The organism is Streptomyces sp. NBC_00466 (assembly GCF_041433995.1).
Lineage (GTDB): Bacteria > Actinomycetota > Actinomycetes > Streptomycetales > Streptomycetaceae > Streptomyces.
In genome coordinates this window covers 702204-722780 of sequence record NZ_CP107896.1, presented here as the reverse complement: position 1 = coordinate 722780, position 20577 = coordinate 702204, and the positions used below count along the sequence as shown (strand labels likewise).

The 20577-nt window shown below is 67.5% G+C and carries 12 protein-coding genes; 10 read left to right on the top strand and 2 right to left on the bottom strand.

Annotated elements, in window-relative coordinates:
- Positions 1-21: 21 nt before the first annotated feature.
- A complete protein-coding gene (acnA, locus tag OG210_RS03195; RefSeq protein WP_328332601.1) occupies positions 22-2736 on the top strand; it encodes an aconitate hydratase AcnA in 2715 nt (904 codons plus the stop codon).
- Positions 2737-2817: 81 nt separating this feature from the next.
- On the opposite strand, the gene xylA is transcribed toward acnA, so the two are convergent.
- Both xylA and OG210_RS03185 read right to left on the bottom strand, forming a co-directional pair.
- A complete protein-coding gene (gene xylA, locus OG210_RS03190) occupies positions 2818-3987 on the bottom strand; it encodes a xylose isomerase (protein WP_328332603.1) in 1170 nt (389 codons plus the stop codon).
- 204 nt (positions 3988-4191) lie between these two features.
- Positions 4192-8016 (bottom strand): GH92 family glycosyl hydrolase, encoded by a 3825-nt coding sequence (locus OG210_RS03185; RefSeq protein ID WP_328332605.1) that lies wholly within the window; start codon positions 8014-8016, stop codon positions 4192-4194.
- Between the two features lie 473 nt (positions 8017-8489).
- Between OG210_RS03185 and ngcE the strand changes: the two genes are divergently transcribed.
- The 9 genes from ngcE (at position 8490) to OG210_RS03140 (ending at position 20551) form a co-directional block, all read left to right on the top strand.
- Positions 8490-9935, top strand: a complete 1446-nt coding sequence (gene ngcE, locus OG210_RS03180) for an N-acetylglucosamine/diacetylchitobiose ABC transporter substrate-binding protein (protein ID WP_371534935.1) — start codon at positions 8490-8492, stop codon at positions 9933-9935.
- A 49-nt stretch (positions 9936-9984) separates the two neighbouring features.
- On the top strand, positions 9985-10908 hold the full coding sequence (locus tag OG210_RS03175) for a sugar ABC transporter permease (RefSeq protein WP_328332609.1): 924 nt from the start codon (positions 9985-9987) through the stop codon (positions 10906-10908).
- 1 nt (position 10909) lies between these two features.
- Complete coding sequence (locus OG210_RS03170; protein ID WP_328332611.1) at positions 10910-11821, top strand: carbohydrate ABC transporter permease; 912 nt, start codon at positions 10910-10912, stop codon at positions 11819-11821.
- Positions 11822-12109: 288 nt separating this feature from the next.
- Positions 12110-13309 carry an ROK family transcriptional regulator gene (locus OG210_RS03165; RefSeq protein ID WP_328332612.1) on the top strand — a complete coding sequence of 400 codons (1200 nt, stop codon included), beginning with the start codon at positions 12110-12112 and terminating at the stop codon, positions 13307-13309.
- Between the two features lie 132 nt (positions 13310-13441).
- Positions 13442-14548, top strand: a complete 1107-nt coding sequence (locus OG210_RS03160; RefSeq protein ID WP_328335642.1) for a sugar ABC transporter substrate-binding protein — start codon at positions 13442-13444, stop codon at positions 14546-14548.
- Positions 14549-14721: 173 nt separating this feature from the next.
- Positions 14722-15510, top strand: a complete 789-nt coding sequence (locus OG210_RS03155) for an ATP-binding cassette domain-containing protein (protein ID WP_328332614.1) — start codon at positions 14722-14724, stop codon at positions 15508-15510.
- Positions 15507-16802 (top strand): sugar ABC transporter permease, encoded by a 1296-nt coding sequence (locus tag OG210_RS03150; RefSeq protein WP_371534934.1) that lies wholly within the window; start codon positions 15507-15509, stop codon positions 16800-16802. Before OG210_RS03155 ends, OG210_RS03150 begins: the two co-directional genes overlap by 4 nt.
- 188 nt (positions 16803-16990) lie before the next feature.
- Positions 16991-18913 carry a 1-deoxy-D-xylulose-5-phosphate synthase gene (gene dxs / locus OG210_RS03145; RefSeq protein WP_328332616.1) on the top strand — a complete coding sequence of 641 codons (1923 nt, stop codon included), beginning with the start codon at positions 16991-16993 and terminating at the stop codon, positions 18911-18913.
- Between the two features lie 162 nt (positions 18914-19075).
- The gene (locus OG210_RS03140) at positions 19076-20551 is read left to right on the top strand and encodes an amino acid permease (RefSeq protein WP_371534933.1); all 1476 of its coding nucleotides are present in this window, start codon (positions 19076-19078) and stop codon (positions 20549-20551) included.
- The last annotated feature ends 26 nt before the right edge of the window (positions 20552-20577 follow it).

Genomic DNA, 20577 nt, shown 5'->3' with positions numbered 1-20577 from the left:
ACTTTGATGAAGGAGACTGTCGTGTCGGCGAACAGCTTCGACGCCCGCAGCACGCTGCGCGTGGGCGACGAGTCGTACGAGATCTTCAAGCTGGACAAGGTCGAGGGCTCCGCGCGCCTCCCTTACAGCCTGAAGGTGCTGCTGGAGAACCTGCTGCGTACCGAGGACGGCGCGAACATCACCGCCGACCACATCCGGGCGCTCGGCGGCTGGGACTCGCAGGCCCAGCCGAGCCAGGAGATCCAGTTCACGCCGGCCCGCGTGATCATGCAGGACTTCACCGGCGTTCCCTGCGTCGTCGACCTCGCCACCATGCGCGAGGCCGTCAAGGAGCTCGGCGGTGACGCGGCGCAGATCAACCCGCTCGCCCCGGCCGAGCTGGTCATCGACCACTCCGTCATCGCCGACAAGTTCGGTACGTCGGACTCCTTCGCGCAGAACGTCGAGCTGGAGTACGGCCGCAACAAGGAGCGCTACCAGTTCCTGCGCTGGGGCCAGACCGCGTTCGACGAGTTCAAGGTCGTCCCCCCGGGCACCGGCATCGTCCACCAGGTGAACATCGAGCACCTGGCCCGCACCGTCATGGTCCGCAACGGCCAGGCGTACCCCGACACCCTCGTCGGCACCGACTCGCACACCACCATGGTCAACGGCCTGGGTGTGCTGGGCTGGGGCGTCGGCGGTATCGAGGCCGAGGCCGCGATGCTGGGCCAGCCGGTGTCGATGCTCATCCCGCGCGTCGTCGGCTTCAAGCTGACCGGCGAGCTGAACCCCGGCACCACCGCCACCGACCTGGTCCTCACGATCACCGAGATGCTGCGCAAGCACGGCGTCGTCGGCAAGTTCGTCGAGTTCTACGGTGAGGGCGTCGCCGCCACCTCGCTCGCGAACCGCGCCACCATCGGCAACATGTCGCCGGAGTTCGGCTCCACCGCCGCGATCTTCCCGATCGACGCCGAGACGCTGAACTACCTGCGCCTGACCGGCCGCGACGAGAAGCAGGTCGCGCTCGTCGAGGCGTACTCCAAGGAGCAGGGCCTCTGGCTCGACCCGGCCGCCGAGCCCGACTTCTCCGAGAAGCTGGAGCTCGACCTCGCCACGGTCGTCCCCTCCATCGCCGGCCCGAAGCGCCCGCAGGACCGCATCGTCCTCGCCAACGCCAAGGCGCAGTTCGCGCAGGACGTCCGCAACTACGTCTCCGAGGACGAGGAGTCCGGCAAGGAGTCCTTCCCGGCCTCCGACGCCCCGGCCACCCACAACGGCGTGCCGAGCCGTCCGACCACCGTCACGGCCCCCGACGGCTCGACGTACGAGATCGACCACGGCGCCGTCACCGTCGCCGCGATCACCTCCTGCACCAACACCTCGAACCCGTACGTCATGGTCGCCGCCGCGCTCGTCGCGAAGAAGGCCGTGGAGAAGGGCCTGACCCGCAAGCCCTGGGTCAAGACCACCCTCGCCCCGGGCTCGAAGGTCGTCACCGACTACTTCGACAAGGCCGGGCTCACCCCGTACCTCGACAAGGTCGGCTTCAACCTCGTCGGCTACGGCTGCACCACCTGCATCGGCAACTCGGGCCCGCTGCCCGAGGAGGTCTCGAAGGCCGTCAACGACCACGACCTGGCCGTGACGTCGGTGCTCTCGGGCAACCGCAACTTCGAGGGGCGCATCAACCCCGACGTCAAGATGAACTACCTGGCGTCCCCGCCGCTGGTCGTCGCGTACGCCATCGCGGGCTCCATGAAGGTGGACATCACCAAGGACTCGCTGGGCACCGACCAGGACGGCAAGCCGGTCTACCTCAAGGACATCTGGCCCACCGAGGCCGAGGTCAACGACGTGGTGGCGAACACCATCGGCGAGGACATGTTCAACAAGTCCTACCTGGACGTCTTCGCGGGTGACGCCCAGTGGCAGGCGCTGTCGATCCCGACCGGCAACACCTTCGAGTGGGACCCCGAGTCCACCTACGTCCGTAAGCCCCCGTACTTCGAGGGCATGACGATGGAGACCACCCCGGTCGAGGACATCACCGGCGCCCGGGTCCTCGCCAAGCTGGGCGACTCGGTCACCACCGACCACATCTCCCCGGCCAGCGCGATCAAGGCCGACACCCCGGCCGGCAAGTACCTCACGGAGCACGGCGTCGAGCGCCGCGACTTCAACTCCTACGGCTCGCGCCGCGGTAACCACGAGGTCATGATCCGCGGCACCTTCGCCAACATCCGCCTGCGCAACCAGATCGCGCCGGGCACCGAGGGCGGCTACACCCGCGACTTCACCCAGGAGGACGGGCCGGTGTCGTTCATCTACGACGCCTCCCAGAACTACCAGGCCGCCGGCATCCCGCTGACCGTCCTGGCGGGCAAGGAGTACGGCTCCGGATCGTCCCGCGACTGGGCCGCCAAGGGCACCGCGCTGCTCGGCGTCAAGACCGTCATCGCCGAGTCGTACGAGCGCATCCACCGCTCGAACCTCATCGGCATGGGCGTCCTGCCGCTCCAGTTCCCGGAGGGCAAGACCGCCGAGTCGCTCGGTCTGACCGGCCAGGAGACCTTCTCCTTCACCGGTGTGACCGAGCTGAACAACGGCACCACGCCCCGCACGGTCAAGGTCACCACCGACACCGGCGTGGAGTTCGACGCGGTCGTCCGCATCGACACCCCCGGTGAGGCGGACTACTACCGCAACGGCGGCATCATGCAGTACGTGCTGCGCAACCTGATCCGCAAGTAGGGCGGACGGGCCGCGAGGCCGCGAAGGGCCGTACCCCCGCTGAACACGGCGGGGGTACGGCCCTTTCTCCGTGCGCGCGGCTCAGCGGACGCCGAGCAGGTGCTCCATGGCCAGCTGGTCGAGCGCCTCGAAGGCCATGCTGCGCTCCGCGGCCGCACCGGTGTCGAACTCCTCGTACGCGGAGCGGTCCGCCAGCAGGCCCTTGACCCCGTCGGCCGCTGTGGGTACCGACAGCTCGTCCAGGCGCGAGGCGGCCAGCGCCTCCTGCACGGCCGGGTCGGCACGGAACGCCAGCGCGCGCTCCTTGAGGATCAGGTAGTTGCGCATACAGTTCTTCGCCGACTCCCAGACTCCGTCGAACCCGTCGGTGCGGACCGGCTTGAAGTCGAAGTGGCGCGGTCCGGTGTAACCGGCGCTCTCCAGGAGGTCGACCAGCCAGAACGCCTGGCGGAGGTCGCCCGCTCCGAAGCGCAGGTCCTGGTCGTACTTGATGCCCGACTGGCCGTTGAGGTCGATGTGGAAGAGCTTGCCCGCCCAGATCGCCTGAGCGATGGAGTGGGTGAAGTTCAGCCCGGCCATCTGCTCGTGGCCCACCTCCGGGTTCACGCCGTACATCTCCGGGCGCTCCAGCCGCTCGATGAACGCCAGGGCGTGGCCGACGGTGGGCAGCAGGATGTCGCCGCGCGGCTCGTTCGGCTTGGGCTCGATGGCGAAGCGCAGGTCGTACCCCTGGTCCACGACGTACTCGCCGAGCAGGTCGAACGCCTCCTTCATCCGGTCGAGCGCCACCCGGACGTCCTTGGCGGCCCCGGACTCGGCGCCCTCACGGCCGCCCCAGGCCACATAGGTCCGCGCGCCCAGCTCCACGGCCAGATCGATGTTGCGGATGACCTTCCGCAGCGCGAAGCGGCGCACGTCGCGGTCGTTGGACGTGAAGCCGCCGTCCTTGAAGACGGGGTGCGTGAACAGGTTCGTCGTGGCCATCGGGACCGTGAGACCCGTGCGGTCCAGCGCATCCTTGAAACGCGCGACGAGCGCCGAACGCTCGCTCTCCGACGCGCCGAACGGGATCAGGTCGTCGTCGTGGAAGGTCACACCGTGCGCGCCCAGTCCGGCCAGGCGCTCCACGGACTCGACGGGGTCCAGGGCGGGGCGGGTCGGGTCGCCGAAGGGGTCGTTGCCCTTCCAGCCGACGGTCCACAGACCGAAGGTGAACCTGTCAGCGGGGGTGGGGGTGAAGCGGTCCGGCATGTTCAGCCTCTTGTCGACGAGGGTCCGGGTGGCCGCGGACTGCCGCCCCGGCCAATTTGTTTGCCGACACTACTAATACGGCATCGCCGCGGATGTTTCCAGAGCCCGGAGCGGTGACAGGGGCTCTGTACGGACCGAGGGGCGGGGCCCGGAAGTCCAGGCCCCGCCCCAGCAGTTCACTCCGTACGGTCGGTCACCCGCCGGTCAGGACAGCAGCTCCACCTCCGCCAGCGTCGCCGTCCCGGTGCTCACCAGGCGGTACTTCTGGTACGTGCCGGGGTGGGCCACCGAGAAGACCCGGGTCTGCTTGTCGTAACCGAACGACTCACCCGAGCGCTGGTCCAGCGTGGTCCACGTCGTGCCGTCGGTGGACCCCTCCAGCTTCCACCCGGTCGGGGCCTTGGTCCGGTCCGACGAGGTGAGGGTGTACTGCACGGTCCGCGTCGCCGACTTCACAGGGAGGTCGGCCGAGGTGAACGAGGCGTCCGTCTTCGACGTGTTGTCGATGAGCGCACCGGGACCGCTCGTGGCGTCCTCGCGCGGCGACGGCACCTTGTCGTCCTTGGCGATCGAGACCGGGGCCGCGTTCTTCCCGGTGCCCCACTTCGACGGCTGGGGACCCATGGCGAAGTCCAGGGTGCCGCCGCGCTGCAGAACATCGTTGGGCAGCGCGGTGGAGTTCCACGCCTTGCCGTTCACCTTGAGGCCCTGGACGTAGATGTTCTTGGCGCTGTTCTGCGGAGCCTTGACCACCAGGTCCCTGCCGTTGTCCAGGTGCACGGTGGCCTTGGTGAACTGCGGTGAGCCGACGGCGAATTCGCCGCTGCCCATCACCAGGGGGTAGAAGCCGAGCGACGAGAAGATGTACCAGGCCGACTGCTCGCCGTTGTCCTCGTCGCCGAGGTAGCCCTGGCCGATGTCACTGCCCACGTACAGCCTGCTGAGCACGGAGCGGATCTTCTCCTGCGCCTTCCAGGGCTGGCCGGCCGCGTCGTACATGTAGGTGACATGGTGGGCGGGCTGGTTGCTGTGGCCGTACTGGCCCATCCGCACGTCGCGCGCCTCGATCATCTCGTGGATGACACCGCCGTACGAGCCGGTGGTCTCGGGGCCCGCCGTCTGCGGTGTAGCGAAGTAGGTGTCCAGCTTCTTCGCCAGACCCGCCTGGCCGCCGTAGAGGTTGGCCAGACCGCGCGAGTCCTGCGGAGCGGTGAAGGCGTACCCCCAGCCGTCGGTCTCGGTGTAGTCGTAACCCCAGACCTTCGGGTCGTACGAGGAGGCCGGGAGCCGCCAGCTGCCGTCCGGGGTCCTGCCCTGGAAGAAGCCGATCTCGGGGTCGAACAGCTTGACGTAGTTCTGCGCCCGGTTGAGGAAGTACTCCGACTCCTCCTTGTAACGGGCCTCGTGGGTCTTCTTGTAGAGCGCCTGGCCCATCCGGGCGATGCCGTAGTCGTTGACGTAGCCCTCCATGGACCACGACATGCCCTCGTTGGTCGCGGTGGAGGCGTAGCCCGTGAAGGGAGAGGTGTCCATGCCCTTGCGGCCGACGCCCGAGCTGGGCGGGACGACCGTGGCGTTCTTCACAGCTGCCTCGTACGCCGTCTTCGCGTCGAACTTCACGCCCTTGACGTAGGCGTCCGCGAACGCCACGTCGGAGCTGGTGCCGGTCATCAGGTCCGCGTAGCCGGGGGACGACCAGCGGGACATCCAGCCGCCGTCCTTGTACTGCTGGACGAAGCCGTCGACCAGCTTCCCCGCCTTCTTCGGGGTGAGGAAGGAGTACGCGGGCCAGGTCGTCCGGTAGGTGTCCCAGAAGCCGTTGTTGACGTACACCGAGCCGTTCACGATGTTGGCGCCGGTGTGGGTCGGGGTGTTGTCCCCGGCCTTGGCCGAGAATGGGCTTGCGTACTCCGTCTTCGAACCGACCTTCTCCGAGCCCGAGTTCGGGTACAGGTACAGCCGGTACATGGAGGAGTAGAGCGAGGTCAGCTGGTCGTGCGTGGCGCCCTGCACCTCGATCTTGCCGAGGATCGCGTCCCATTGGGAGCGGGCCTTCGCCTCGGTCCCCGCGAAGGTCGACGACGCGGGGAGCTCCTGGGCGAGGTTGGCCTTCGCCTGGTCCACGCCGATGAGCGAGGTGGCGATGCGCAGGGTGACCGTGCGGTTCTTGCCCGGCTTGAAGCGCATGTAGCCGGTGACGTTGTCGCCGCCCCCGCCGGTGAGCTTCGAGCTCGCCGTGACCGGGGTGTCGGCGACGCCGTACACGAACATCCGGGTGGCGCCGGTGGAGCCGCCGCTCTTGACGTCCGAGTAGCCGCTGAAGGTGCCGGTCTTCGGATCGAGGGTGAGACCGCCTGCGTTGGAGATGTTGTCGAAGATCATGCTTGCGTTGTCACCGGGGTAGGTGAACCGCATCATGGCCGCATGGTCGGTCGGCGTCATCTCGGCCTTGAGGCCGTTCTCGAAGGTGACCCCGTAGTAGTCGGGCTTCGCGACCTCGTTCTGGTGCTTGAAGGGGAGGGCGCGCTTGGTCCGGGAGGCGTCCGGGGTGCCGGAGTCCACCGACGGCATCACCTGGAAGGTCTGCCGGTCGCCCATCCAGGGGCTCGGCTCATGGCTGGCGCTGAAGGCCTGGAGAGTGGGCAGATTGTCGGCGTTGTTGCCGTTCGCGTAGTTGTAGAGCCAGCTGGTGGAGCCCGCGTCGGTGACCGGTGTCCAGAAGTTGAAGCCATTCGGGACGGCGGTCGCCGGGAAGTTGTTGCCGCGCGAGTAGGAGCCGCTCGAATTGGTGCCCCGGGTGGTGAGGGCGTAGTCCGATAGGTGCGCGGAAGGCTTCTCCGCCTTCTTGGCGGCCAGCGAGATGTCGTCGATCCAGCCCCGGAACGTCGCCGGGCCCTTGGGGGAGTCGTACGCCACCAGGATCCGGTCGACGGTCTTGCCCGCGGCGACCGTCCCGATGTCCGCCGAGACGGCGTTCCACTGGTTGACGTACAGCCGCTCGGCGGCCCCCTGCCCCTGCGGCGTCAGCAGCCCGCCGTTGGAGTCGGTGGCCTTCAGATCGCTCAGATAGGTGCCGTCCGTGAAGGCGAGGTCGACCGCCACATGGGTGGACGGGTAGTTCAGGTCGGTCTTGCCCATCTCCGGGAAGACCTTGTACGACAGCTCGGTGTTCCGGCTGATCGTGGTGTTGACGTCGAAGACCTTATTGTACGAGTACGCGCGGCCGGTGCCCTTCTGCGTGCCCTCGTACCGCAGTGACCTGATGCCGGTGAACCCGGCGCCCGTCTTGGCGGTCGGCGACGAGGTGGGTCCGCTGTCCACCCGGGTCACCATGTCCGACGGCGGGGGCGTGCTCGTGTCGCCGTTCGAGAACTGGACGTCGGCGAGCTGCACCGCGTCGGTCGCCCCGTGGTTGGCGGTGATGTCGAGGCGGTAGTGCGCGTACGCGGTGTCCGCGCCCGCGATGTCGTACGACTTCGTCTGGAACCGCTTGTCGAAGTCCTGGCCCTGCTGGGTGTCGAGGGTCTTCCAGTCCTTGCCGTCGGTGGAGCCCTGGAGGGTCCAGTCCTTCGGGTCGCGCTCGTCGTGGTCGTTGGCGGACGTCATGGCGTACGTCTTGAGCTTGACCGCCTCGTCGAGATCGAACTCCACCCATGCCGTGGGGTGGAATGCCAGCCACTTGGTGTCCGGATTGATATCGATGAGGCTGCCCTTGCCCTCACCGCTTCCAGCGTTCTCGTCACTGGCGCGCAGAGTGACGACATGGTCCGTGACATTGCCTGGTATTCCCGCATTGATGGTGCCATCGATGCCGGATGCGCGTTTATGGCCGTCCGGGCCTACTTCAACGGTATTGCGCCAGTCCGGCTGTGGCTGGCCCGCTTCGAACGAGGAGCTGAACCCCTTGTCCCCTACATGGGGTTGGGCGGGTTGGGCGACGGCCGCGCCCTGCCCCGCCACGACGAGCACAAAAGCGGCCGCCACCAGGGCGGCGGCCGGGCCGGCCCTGTGCCGAGGTCTGGTCTGCATGAGGGTTTTTCCTCTCGCCTGAATGCTTTGGACAACGTTGTCACTCTGACACGCAAGGTCCAGTAGGAAGGTAAGTGACATCTGAGTCAAGGGTGTTGACGACGCGCGGGCGGAAGAATTGGACGCGCTCTCACGAGAGGGTGTCACTCGGTGGGCGGAGTGCACCAGATGTCTGTGAGGTCTCAACTCGGGAAAGACTGACGTTCAAACCTGCATTCGATCTTGCCCAGTCGAAGGGAAGTGGACTATACCTGTCGACGTCCGCCTAGCCGTGTCTTTGGCGGCGGGCCAGGGGGGCGGGGATCGGGGCGGGGGGCTTCACGGCACCGCGGCCGCATTCCCAGCTTTCCCTCCTGCAGCCAGTGCAACCCCCAGCGTCAACTGACCGCGGTGGCGGGGCCCTTCGCCTGAGGCGAATTCTCAACGGGCGACCGGTACACCGCCTGAGTCCTGTAGAAGGCGAGGACTTGAGCATGGGATCCACCTCCGCCCGCACCAATGAGGGCCTCGGCCGTCGTGATCTGATCAAGCGGTCTGCCGCTCTCGGCCTGATCACCGTTCCGACGATGAGTTTTCTCTCTGCCTGCGCGAGCAGTGACAGCAGCGGCGACAAGCAGGTCAAAAAGGGCAAGACGAGCGCCAGTAACCCGCTCGGCGTGAACGAGACCGCCCCGCTCGACATGGTCGTCTTCGACGGTGGCTTCGGCACCGACTACGCCAGGGCCGCCAACGCGCTGTACTCGAAGGCGCACCCGAAGTCGAAGGTCAACTTCTCGGCCACGCAGAAGATCCAGTCGGAGCTGCAGCCGCGCTTCAATGGCGGCACCCCGCCCGACCTGATCGACAACTCGGGCGCCGAGCAGATGGACATGGGTGTCCTGGTCGGCAAGAACCAGCTGACCGACCTGACGCCGCTGCTGGACGCACCGTCCGTCGACGACCCCAGCAAGAAGGTCAGGGACACCCTGCGGCCGGGCATCGTGGAGATGGGCCAGTACGACGGTCAGCCGTGCTGGATCATGAACTACGCGTACACCGTCTACGGCGTGTGGTACTCGCAGACCGCCCTGGACAACCTCGGCGTCGAGTACCCCAAGACCTGGGACGACATGCTCGCCGTCTGCGCGAAGGCGAAGAAGAAGGGCATCGCGGGCTGGACGTACGCGGGCAAGTACCCGTACTACATCCCGTTCTCGCTCTTCCCCTTCATCGGGAAGATCGGCGGCCGCAAGGTCCTCGACGATATCGACGACCTGGCGCCCAACGCCTGGAAGCACCCGGCGGTCAAGGCGGCGTTCGACGCCTACTACGAGCTCTTCAAGAAGGGCTACATCCTCAAGGGCACGCCCGGCATCGACCACATCCAGTCCCAGACGGCCTGGACCGCCGGCAAGGCGCTCTTCATCCCCAACGGCTCCTGGGTGGAGAACGAGTCGGCGAAGACCACGCCCAAGAACTTCCAGATGAAGGTCGGCGCGCCGTCCAGCCTGGACTCCTCGGACAAGATGCCGTACGGCACCCTCTGGGCCTCCGGCGGTGAGCCCTTCATCGTGCCGCGGAAGGCCAAGAACCCGCAGGCGGGCATGGACCAGCTCCGCATCATGCTCAGCGAGGCCTCGTCCAAGACCTTCACGTCCAAGGTCAAGTCGCTGTCCGCCTTCAACGGCGGCACCGACGGCCTCAAGCTGTCGACGGCCCTCCAGTCGGGCCTCGACGTGCTGAAGGCCGCGGGTGACAACGTACTCAACCCGCGCCTCCAGGACTGGTACGTGAAGCTCCAGAAGGAGCAGATCGGCGTCTCCGTACTCGGCGAGATGATGGCCGGCCGCATGACCCCGGCCGAGGCCGTCAAGAAGTGCCAGCAGTACGCGGACGCGGCGGCCAAGGACACGTCGATCAAGCACTACAAGCACCAGTGAGCACGCGTCACCAGCGGCGGCACCCGCCGGAAGATCGGGGTCGGTAACCATGCAACAAGGTAAGTACCGGTTCATTGTGGGATTCTTGATAGTCCCACTGGCGTTGTACGTCGTCTTCGTCATATGGCCGTTCATTCAGTCGATCTATTACTCGTTCACCGACTGGACCGGCTTGAGCCCGGACTTCAAGATGGTCGGCTTCGACAACTACAGCCGGATGCTCCACGACTCCACTTTCTGGAAGTCCCTGGAACACAGCGTCCTTTTCGTGCTGTTGCTGCCGCTGGTGACGCTCGGCCTCGCGCTGTTCTTCGCCTTCATGCTGAATGTCGGTGGCCGCCGCCGTAAGGGCGCGGCCATCGCGGGCGTACGCGGCTCGGGGTTCTACAAGATCGCGTACTTCTTCCCGCAGGTGCTGTCGATCGCGATCGTCGCCCTGCTCTTCAGGTTCATCTACAACCCCGACGGGGGCATCCTCAACGGGGCCCTGAGCGCGATCCATCTCGACAGCATCCAGCCGGACTGGCTCGGCGACCCGAAGCTGGCCCTCTGGTGCATCTTCGCGGTCCTGGTCTGGTCCCAGGTTGGGTTCTTCGTGGTGCTCTTCTCGGCCGGTATGGCGTCCATCCCGAAGGACTTCTACGAGGCGGCGCTGCTGGACGGCGCCAGCCGGGTCACGACCTTCTTCCGGATCACCCTGCCGCTGCTCTGGGACACCGTGCAGTCGGGCTGGGTGTACATGGGCATCCTGTCCCTCGGCGCCGAGGCGTTCGCCGCGGTGAACATCATGAGTGTGGGGCCGGGCGGCCCCGCCCAATCGACCACCGTGCTGCCGCTGTTCGTCTACCAGACGGCGTTCCGCGACGGAGCGGCCGGATACGCGACAACGATCGGTGTCGCCCTCCTCGTGCTCACCATGGTGTTCGCCGCCATCGTGATGCGACTGGGCCGGCGCGAGCGGCTGGAGTTCTGAGATGACTACTGACACCCCTCCGGCCGAGCTCACCAAGGACCGCGAGCCCGCGCCGCCGGCCAAGCCCGTCGCGCCCCCGGAGCAGAAGAGCGGCGGCACCCTCAACGTCTTCTCGCACGGCGTGCTCATCATCTGGGCGGTCCTGGTCGTGGTGCCGCTGCTGTGGGCGGTGATGTCCTCGTTCAAGAACGACCACGACATCCTCGCCAAGCCGTGGAGCCTGCCCGACCGGCTGCACTTCGAGAACTGGTCCCGCGCCTGGGGCCAGGCGCACATGGGCCAGTACTTCGGGCACACCATCGTGGTCGTCGGCGGTTCGCTCATCGGCACGCTGCTGCTCGGCTCGATGGCGGCCTATGTGCTGGCGCGCTTCGACTTCCCCGGGAACCGGTTCATCTACTTCTTGTTCGTCGGCGGGATGAGCTTCCCGATCATCCTGGCGCTGGTGCCGTTGTTCTTCGTCATGAACAACATGAGTCTGCTGAACACGACCCAGGGCCTGATCCTGGTCTACATCGCCTACTCACTGCCGTTCACCGTCTTCTTCCTCACCTCGTTCTTCCGCACCCTGCCGGGAGAAGTGGCCGAGGCGGCGACGCTCGACGGTGCCTCGCACACCCGGACCTTCTTCCAGGTGATGCTGCCGATGGCCAAGCCGGGTCTGATCAGCGTGGGCATCTTCAACTTCCTGGGCCAGTGGAACCAGTACCTGCTGCCCACGGTGCTGAACACCGACCCGAAGCAGCGGGTGCTGGCCCAGGGCCTGGTCGAACTGGCCACCAGCCAGGGGTACAAGGGCGACTACTCCGGCCTCTTCGCCGGTCTGGTGATGGCGATGCTGCCGGTTCTCGCGGCGTACATCATCTTCCAGCGGCAGGTGGTCGCGGGGCTGACCGCGGGAGCACTGAAGTAGAACTTCCTCTTCCGCTCCGGCGCCGGTCCCGCGCCGGTCCCGCGACGGATCTCCACCCCGAACCGCCCGACGGCATCCGCTGTCGGGCGGTTCGTCCGTTTCACCCCGGGGGCCGCCCGCTCATCCGTGTCTGCCCTTGCTCAAGGTCTTGCTCAAGGTCTTGACGGGAGAGAGCGCCAAAGGGTCAGCTGAGGGTTCACATGTTGGAGATAGGGCGGGGTTCAACACACGCGCCCCGCGCGGGGACGGCCGTCGTGCCGTCCGCCAGTGGCAGGAGTGGATGAGTCGATGGAGACTCCGGGGTCGCAGACATCTCTGCACCGGGCCAACCTTGAGCGGGTCGTACGCGCGGTGCGTATGGCGGGCTCGCTCACTCAGGCGGAGATCGCCCGCAGCACGGGGCTCTCGGCAGCCACGGTCTCCAATATCGTCCGGGAGCTGAAAGAGGGCGGCACGGTGGAGGTCACCCCGACCTCGGCCGGCGGCCGCCGGGCCCGCAGCGTCTCGCTGAGCGGGTCCGCCGGCATCGTGATCGGGGTCGACTTCGGGCATACGCATCTGCGGGTGGCCGTGGGCAACCTCGCCCATCAGGTGCTCGCCGAGGAGTCCGAGCCGCTCGATGTGGACGCCTCGTCCGCGGAGGGCTTCGGCCGGGCCGAGGAGCTGGTCAACCGGCTGATCGAGGCCACCGGCATCGGCGCCGACAAGGTCGTCGGTGTGGGGCTCGGAGTGCCGGGGCCGATCGACGTCGAGTCGGGCACCCTCGGCTCCACGTCGATCCTGCCGGGGTGGTCCGGCATCAACCCGAGCGACGAGCTGGCGTCCAGGCTCGGCGTGCCGGTGTACGTCGACAACGACGCCAACCTGGGCGCCCTCGGCGAGCTGGTCTGGGGGAGCGGGCGCGGGGTCAGGGACCTCGCCTACATCAAGGTCGCCAGCGGGGTGGGAGCCGGCCTGGTGATCGACGGGCAGATCTACCGGGGCCCCGGCGGCACGGCGGGCGAGATCGGGCACATCACGCTCGACGAGTCGGGCCCTGTCTGCCGCTGCGGCAACCGGGGCTGCCTGGAGACCTTCACGGCGGCCCGGTACGTCCTGCCCCTGCTGGAGTCCAGCCACGGCACCGGTCTGACCATCGAGCGGGTCGTCCAGCTCGCCCGCGGGGGCGATCCGGGCTGCCGCCGGGTGATCGCGGACGTCGGCCGGCACATCGGCAGCGGCGTGGCCAACCTCTGCAACCTCCTGAACCCCTCCAGGGTGGTGCTCGGCGGGGACCTCGCCGAGGCCGGTGAGCTCGTGCTCGGCCCCATCCGGGAGTCGGTCGGCAGGTACGCGATCCCCAGCGCGGCACGGCAGCTGTCGGTGCTCCCCGGGGCGCTCGGAGCCCGGGCCGAGGTGCTCGGCGCGCTGGCGCTCGTCCTCAGTGAAATGGGCGATTCAAGTCTTTTGGACACAGCGCTGCCCACCAGCACTCCTGCCTTCACTTAGATAACGAATGACACCGTTGCCATCTCGTTAAGGATTTACTCCTTGACGCTGGCCTGGCAGCCGAGTTGACTCCAGGCACCTCGGCCGCAATGTCGCGGCCTCGTCAGGGAGGTTTCTGAAGTGAACACGCAGATGCGTCGTGCCGCCGTGGCCGTGGCCGTCACCGCTATGGCTGTCTCTCTCGCGGCCTGTGGCAGCGCCAAGGAGTCGGGCGGGAAGGACAAGGCGTCCTCGAACTCCGCCAAGAAGGGCGACGCCCTCAACATCGGTCTGCTCCTGCCGGAGAACCAGACCGCCCGGTACGAGAAGTTCGACAAGCCCCTGATCGAGAAGAAGGTCAAGGAGCTGACGCACGGCAAGGGCAAGATCACCTACGTCAACGCCAAGCAGCAGGCCGACACGCAGAGCCAGCAGATGGACACCATGGTCACCAACCAGGTGGACGCCATCATCGTGGACGCCGTGGACGCCAAGTCGATAGCCGCCTCGGTCAAGAAGGCCAAGGACGCCGGCATCCCGGTCGTCGCCTTCGACCGCCTCGCCGAGGGGCCGATCGACTCGTACGTCTCCTTCGACAACCAGACCGTCGGCAAGACGCAGGGCACCGCGCTGCTGAAGGCGCTCGGCTCCAAGGCCAAGTCCGGCAAGATCGTCATGATGAACGGCTCCTCGACCGACCCGAACGCCGCCGACTACAAGAAGGGCGCTCACTCCGTCCTCGACGGCAAGGTGAACATCGGCAAGGAGTACGACACCAAGGAGTGGAAGCCGGAGAACGCCAACTCCAACATGGAGGGCGCGATCACCGCCATCGGCAAGAAGAACGTCATCGGTGTCCTCTCCGCCAACGACGGCATGGCGGGCGGCGTCATCACCGCCCTCAAGTCCGCCGGTGTCAGCCCGATCCCGCCGGTCACCGGTCAGGACGCCGAACTCGCCGGTGTGCAGCGCATCGTGGCCGGTACGCAGTACATGAGCGTCTACAAGCCCTACCTCCGTGAGGGCCCGGTCGCGGCCGAGATGGCGGTGGCGCTCGCCAAGGGCCAGAAGCTCGACTCGATCGTCAAGACCAAGGTCGACAGCGCCAGCGAGAAGAACATCCCCTCGGTGATCTTCCCGGTCTACTCACTGACCAAGACGAACATCAAGGACACCGTCATCAAGGACGGCATCTACACGGTCAGCGACATCTGCACCCCGGCCTACAAGGCCGCGTGCGACAAGATCGGTCTGAAGTAATTCCCCTGCCCCGCAAGGGAATTACGCCTCACTGAAGCCCGTCCGGCGCCCCGCCCCCCAACCGTCCCGCTACCGGGGCGGGGCGCCGGACGGTACACCCCGGTCAAGGGGTCCCTTACGCCACCGCGCTCTCATGGCAGCGCGGTATCCCCGCCGGTCAGGCGGCGAAGGAGATGGTTCAAGTGTCCGCTACGCCCGTGCTGGCGTTGCGTGGGGTCTCCAAGCGATTCGGTGCCGTCCAGGCGCTCACCGATGTGGAGCTCGAAGCCTACGGCGGTGAAGTGCTCGCCCTGGTCGGCGACAACGGAGCCGGAAAGTCCACGCTGGTCAAGACGATCGCAGGCGTGCACCCCATCGATGACGGTGTCATCGAGTGGGAAGGCAAGGCAGTACAGATCAACAAGCCGCACGACGCGCAGAACCTGGGCATCGCGACCGTCTACCAGGACCTCTCGCTCTGCGACAACATCGATGTCGTCGGCAACCTCTACCTCGGCCGGGAGCTGCGCAAGCGCGGTGTCCTCGACGAGGTCGAAATGGAGCGCCGCTCCCGCGAGTTGCTGACCACGCTCTCGATCCGTATCCCCAGCGTGCGCATCCCGATCGCCTCGCTCTCCGGCGGTCAGCGCCAGACCGTGGCCATCGCGCGCTCCATGCTCGGTGAGCCCCAGCTCGTCATTCTCGACGAGCCGACCGCGGCCCTCGGCGTGGAGCAGACCGCGCAGGTCCTCGACCTCGTCGAGCGGCTCCGTGAGCGCGGCCACGCGGTCCTGCTCATCAGCCACAACATGGCGGACGTCAAGGCCGTCGCCGACAAGGTCGCGGTGCTCAGGCTCGGCCGCAACAACGGTGTCTTCGACGTGAAGACCACCTCGCAGGAAGAGATCATCGCCGCCATCACCGGCGCCACGGACAACGCTGTGACCCGTCGTGCGTCGCGCGGTGTGGAGGTTCAGAAGTGAGCATCGACAAGACCCCCGCCGTGGACGTCGCGCCGGCCGCGGTGGACGCCCCGGCCCCGGCCGCCGACGCCGTGGCCGCCGTCGACCCCCGGCTGCTCGTCCGCGAGCAGGGCTTCGCCGGCTATCTGTCCGAGTTCCGGCGCAAGATACGCGCGGGTGAGCTCGGCTCCATCCCGGTGATCGTCGGCCTGATCGTCATCGCCGCGATCTTCCAGAGCGTGAACTCGCGCTTCCTCACCGCGGGCAACCTCACCGACATCTCGGTCACCATGGTCGGTACCGGCATGATCGCCGTCGGTATCGTCTTCGTCCTGCTGCTCGGCGAGATCGACCTCTCGGTCGGCTCGGTCAGCGGTGTCTCCGGTGCCGCCTTCGCCGTACTGAACGTCACACACGGGATGAACCAGTGGCTGGCCCTGGTGCTCGCCATCCTCACCGGCACGGTCGCCGGCGCGATCCACGGTTTCTTCTTCGCCCGCATCGGTGTTCCCGCGTTCGCGGTGACCCTGGCCGGTCTGCTGTTCTGGAACGGCTTCATGCTCCAGATCCTCGGGGACAACGGCACGATCAACCTGCCCGACAGCGGCCCGATCGCCAACATGACCGGCTACTACTTCTCCGACGTGGCGGTGGCCTACGCCGTCGCCGTGGTCGCCGTGGTGATCTTCTTCCTCACCTCGTTCCTCGACGCCCGGCGCCGTGAGGCCGCGGGCGTGCCGTCCCGGCCGCTCAGCGAGATCGTGCTGCGGACCGCCGTGCTCGCGGTCGTCGGCCTCGCCGTCGCCTACATGTACAACCAGTACAAGGGCCTGCCCCTCGCCGTCCTGATCTTCCTGGTGGTGCTGGTCGGCACGGACTTCGCCCTGCGCCGTACCACGTACGGCCGCAAGGTCTTCGCACTCGGCGGCAGCGTCGAGGCGTCCAGGCGCGCCGGTATCAACGTCACGCTGATCCGGATCTCCGTCTTCGCCATCGCCGGGACGTTCGCCGCCGTCGGCGGACTCTTCCTGGCCTCCAAGATCGCCACCGCCAACCAGGGCGCCGGCAGCGGTGACCTGCTGATGAACGCCATCGCGGCGGCCGTCATCGGCGGTACCAGCCTCTTCGGCGGCCGCGGCCGTACCTGGAACGCGCTGCTCGGCGTACTCGTGATCGTCTCGATCCAGTACGGCCTGTCGCTGCAGGGCATCGCCTCGCCCATCCAGTACATGATCACCGGTGGCGTCCTGCTCGCCACGGTCGTGATCGACGCCGTGACCCGCAAGACCCAGAAGTCCGCGGGCCGCGCCTGACCGCCCGGCGGACGACCCGCACGCATCGGACGCCCGGCCGGGGCACTCCCGCGCCGGGCTCCCGTGCGTCCCGGTCCGCCGAACGGGTGACGTACGACGCACCGCCCGATGACGAGTGCCCCGGATGGAACATTAGACTCGACAGACCCGGCAAAGCTCGATCACAGTTCGAACGCAAGGAGGCACGGGTGCCGCTGCTGACCCGCATCAGGGGACCGCGCGATCTGGACAGGCTGGGCCCGGAGCAGCTGGAACAGCTGGCCGGGGAGATCCGGACCTTCCTCGTCGACGCCGTGTCCAAGACCGGTGGCCATCTCGGCCCGAATCTGGGTGTCGTCGAGCTGACCATCGCCCTGCACCGCGTCTTCGACTCACCGAAGGACCGGGTGCTCTTCGACACCGGTCACCAGAGCTACGTGCACAAGCTGCTCACCGGCCGCCAGGACTTCGGGATGCTGCGCACCAAGGGCGGCCTCTCCGGCTACCCCTCGCGCGCCGAGTCCGACCACGACGTCATCGAGAACTCGCACGCCTCGACGGTGCTGGGCTGGGCCGACGGCCTCGCCAAGGCCAATCAGGTACTGAAGAAGAACGACCACGTCGTCGCCGTGATCGGTGACGGCGCGCTCACCGGCGGGATGGCCTGGGAGGCGCTGAACAACATCGCCGACGCCAAGGACCGCCCGCTCGTGATCGTCGTGAACGACAACGAGCGCTCCTACGCGCCCACCATCGGCGGGATGGCCAACCACCTCGCCACGCTCCGCACGACCGACGGCTACGAGCGCTTCCTGGCCCGCGGCAAGGACCTCCTGGGGCGCACGCCGGTCGTCGGCAAGCCGCTCTACGAGACCCTGCACGGCGCGAAGAAGGGCCTCAAGGACTTCATCGCCCCGCAGGGCATGTTCGAGGACCTCGGCCTGAAGTACGTCGGCCCGATCGACGGCCACGACATCGAGGCCCTGGAGTCCGCGCTGGAGCGCGCCAAGGGCTTCGGCGGACCCGTCATCGTGCACTGCCTCACCGAGAAGGGCCGCGGCTACCAGCCCGCCGAGCAGGACGAGGCCGACCACTTCCACGGCATCGGCCCGATCCACCCGGACACCGGCCTGCCGATCAAGGCCGCCGCCGCCAGCTGGACCTCGGTCTTCGGCGACGAGATGGTGAAACTCGGCCGGGAGCGCGAGGACATCGTCGCCATCACCGCGGCCATGCTCCAGCCGGTCGGCCTGACCAAGTTCGCGAAGGAGTTCCCCGGCCGGGTCTACGACGTGGGGATCGCGGAGCAGCACGCGGCGGTCTCCGCCGCCGGTCTCGCGACGGGCGGGCTGCACCCGGTCTTCGCGGTCTACGCGACCTTCCTCAACCGCGCCTTCGACCAGCTTCTGATGGATGTGGCCCTGCACAAGTGCGGTGTCACCTTCGTACTGGACCGGGCCGGGGTCACCGGCGACGACGGCGCCTCGCACAACGGCATGTGGGACATGTCCATCCTCCAGTGCGTCCCGACACTGCGGATCGCCGCCCCGCGCGACGCCGAGCAGGTGCGCGCCCAGCTGCGCGAGGCCGTCAGGGTCGAGGACGCGCCGACCGTGGTGCGCTACTCGAAGGGCGTGGTCGGCCCCGCCGTCCCCGCCGTCGGCCGGGTCGGCGGGATGGACGTGCTGCGCGAGGCGGGCACCACCGCGCCGGACGTCCTGCTCGTCTCCGTCGGCGCGCTCGCCCCGATGTGCCTGGAGATCGCCGAACTGCTCAACAAGCAGGGCATCTCCACCACCGTGGTCGACCCGCGCTGGGTCAAGCCCGTCGACGAGGCGCTCGCCCCGCTCGCCGAGCAGCACCGGGTGGTCGTCACCGTCGAGGACAACAGCCGTGCCGGGGGCGTCGGTTCAGCGGTCGCGCAGGCGCTCCGCGACGCCGGTGTCGACGTACCGCTGCGGGACTTCGGCATCCCGCCGCGCTTCCTCGACCACGCGTCGCGCAAGCAGGTCATGGCCGAGATCGGGCTGACCGCCCCGGACATCGCGCGCCAGGTCACCGGCCTTGTCGCGAAGATCGACGGCCGGTACGACAGCCCGTCGGCCGCGTCGGCCGAGCCCGCGCGCGACTGACCGCACCACGCCCGCGCGCGGCCGCGCGGCGCCGGACGAGCCGGTGGGCCTACCTGTACGGGTGGTCCCGCCGGCTCATTCGTGTGAAAGGTTCTCGCCAAGGGGTACATGGCTCTCACGCGCTCCAATCATGGCGAGGACTACAAGCGTGGAGGTACACCCGTGAGCAGCAGTCTCTTCCGGACGAAATCCGTGGAGCAGTCGATCCGGGACACGGAGGAGCCGGAGCACGCCCTCAAGAAATCCCTGTCCGCACTGGATCTGACGGTCTTCGGTATCGGAGTCGTCATCGGTACCGGGATCTTCGTCCTGACCGGGCTGATCGCCAAGGAGACCGCGGGTCCTTCGGTGGCTCTCGCCTTCGTGGTCGCCGGTGTCGTCTGTGCCCTCGCGGCGCTCTGCTACGCCGAGTTCGCGTCCACGGTGCCGGTCGCGGGTTCTGCCTACACCTTCTCGTACGCGTCGCTCGGCGAACTGCCGGCCTGGATCATCGGCTGGGACCTCATCCTCGAACTCGCCCTGGGCTGTGCGGTGGTGGCGGTCGGCTGGTCCGGATATGTGCGCTCGCTGATGGACACGGCCGGCATCGGTATGCCGCAGGTCCTCTCAGGGACGCATAACGGCAAGTTCGGCTTCGACCTGCTGGCGGCCATCCTGGTTCTGGTGCTGACCGGGATCCTGGTCCTGGGCATGAAGCTGTCCTCGCGCGTGACGACGGTCATCGTGGCTGTGAAGGTCACCGTCGTCCTGCTGGTCATCATCGTGGGCGCGTTCTTCATCACCGGGTCGAACTACCACCCCTTCATCCCGCCCGCCGTGCACGGCTCGGGCAGCAGCAGCCTCAGCGCCCCGCTCGTACAGCTCTTCGGGTTCAACCCCGGCTCCTTCGGCGTGATGGGCATCTTCACCGCGGCCGCCGTCGTGTTCTTCGCCTTCATCGGCTTCGACATCGTCGCCACGGCGGCCGAGGAGACCCGCAACCCGCAGCGTGACGTGCCGCGCGGCATCCTCGGCTCGCTGGCGGTCTGCACCGTGCTGTACGTGGCGGTCTCGATCGTCGTCACCGGGATGCAGAAGTACACCCAGCTGTCCACGGACGCCCCGCTCGCCGACGCGTTCAAGTCGGTCGGACACCCCTTCTGGGCGGGCGTGATCAGCTTCGGCGCGGCCGTCGGCCTCACCTCCGTCTGTATGATCCTGCTGCTCGGCCAGAGCCGGGTCTTCTTCGCCATGAGCCGTGACGGACTGCTGCCCCAGGTCTTCTCGCGGGTGCATCCCAAGTTCGGTACGCCCTACCGCGCCACGATCCTGCTCGGCCTGATCGTGGCGCTGGTGGCGGGCTTCACCTCGATCAGCGTGCTCGCCGACCTGGTCAACATCGGGACGCTGTTCGCGTTCATCCTGGTGGCTGTCGGAGTCATCATCCTGCGCCGGCAGCGCCCGGATCTGCCGCGCGCCTTCCGGACCCCGCTCGTCCCGCTGGTGCCCGTCCTCTCGGCACTGGCCTCGTTCTGGCTGATGCTGAACCTGCCGGCCGAGACCTGGATCAGGTTCGGCATCTGGATGGTCATCGGCGGCGTCGTGTACGTCTGGTACGGGCGCGGGCACAGCCGGATGTCCCAGCGGGCGCGGAAGTAGCCGAGCCGGTGCCCGGGCCTCGCCAG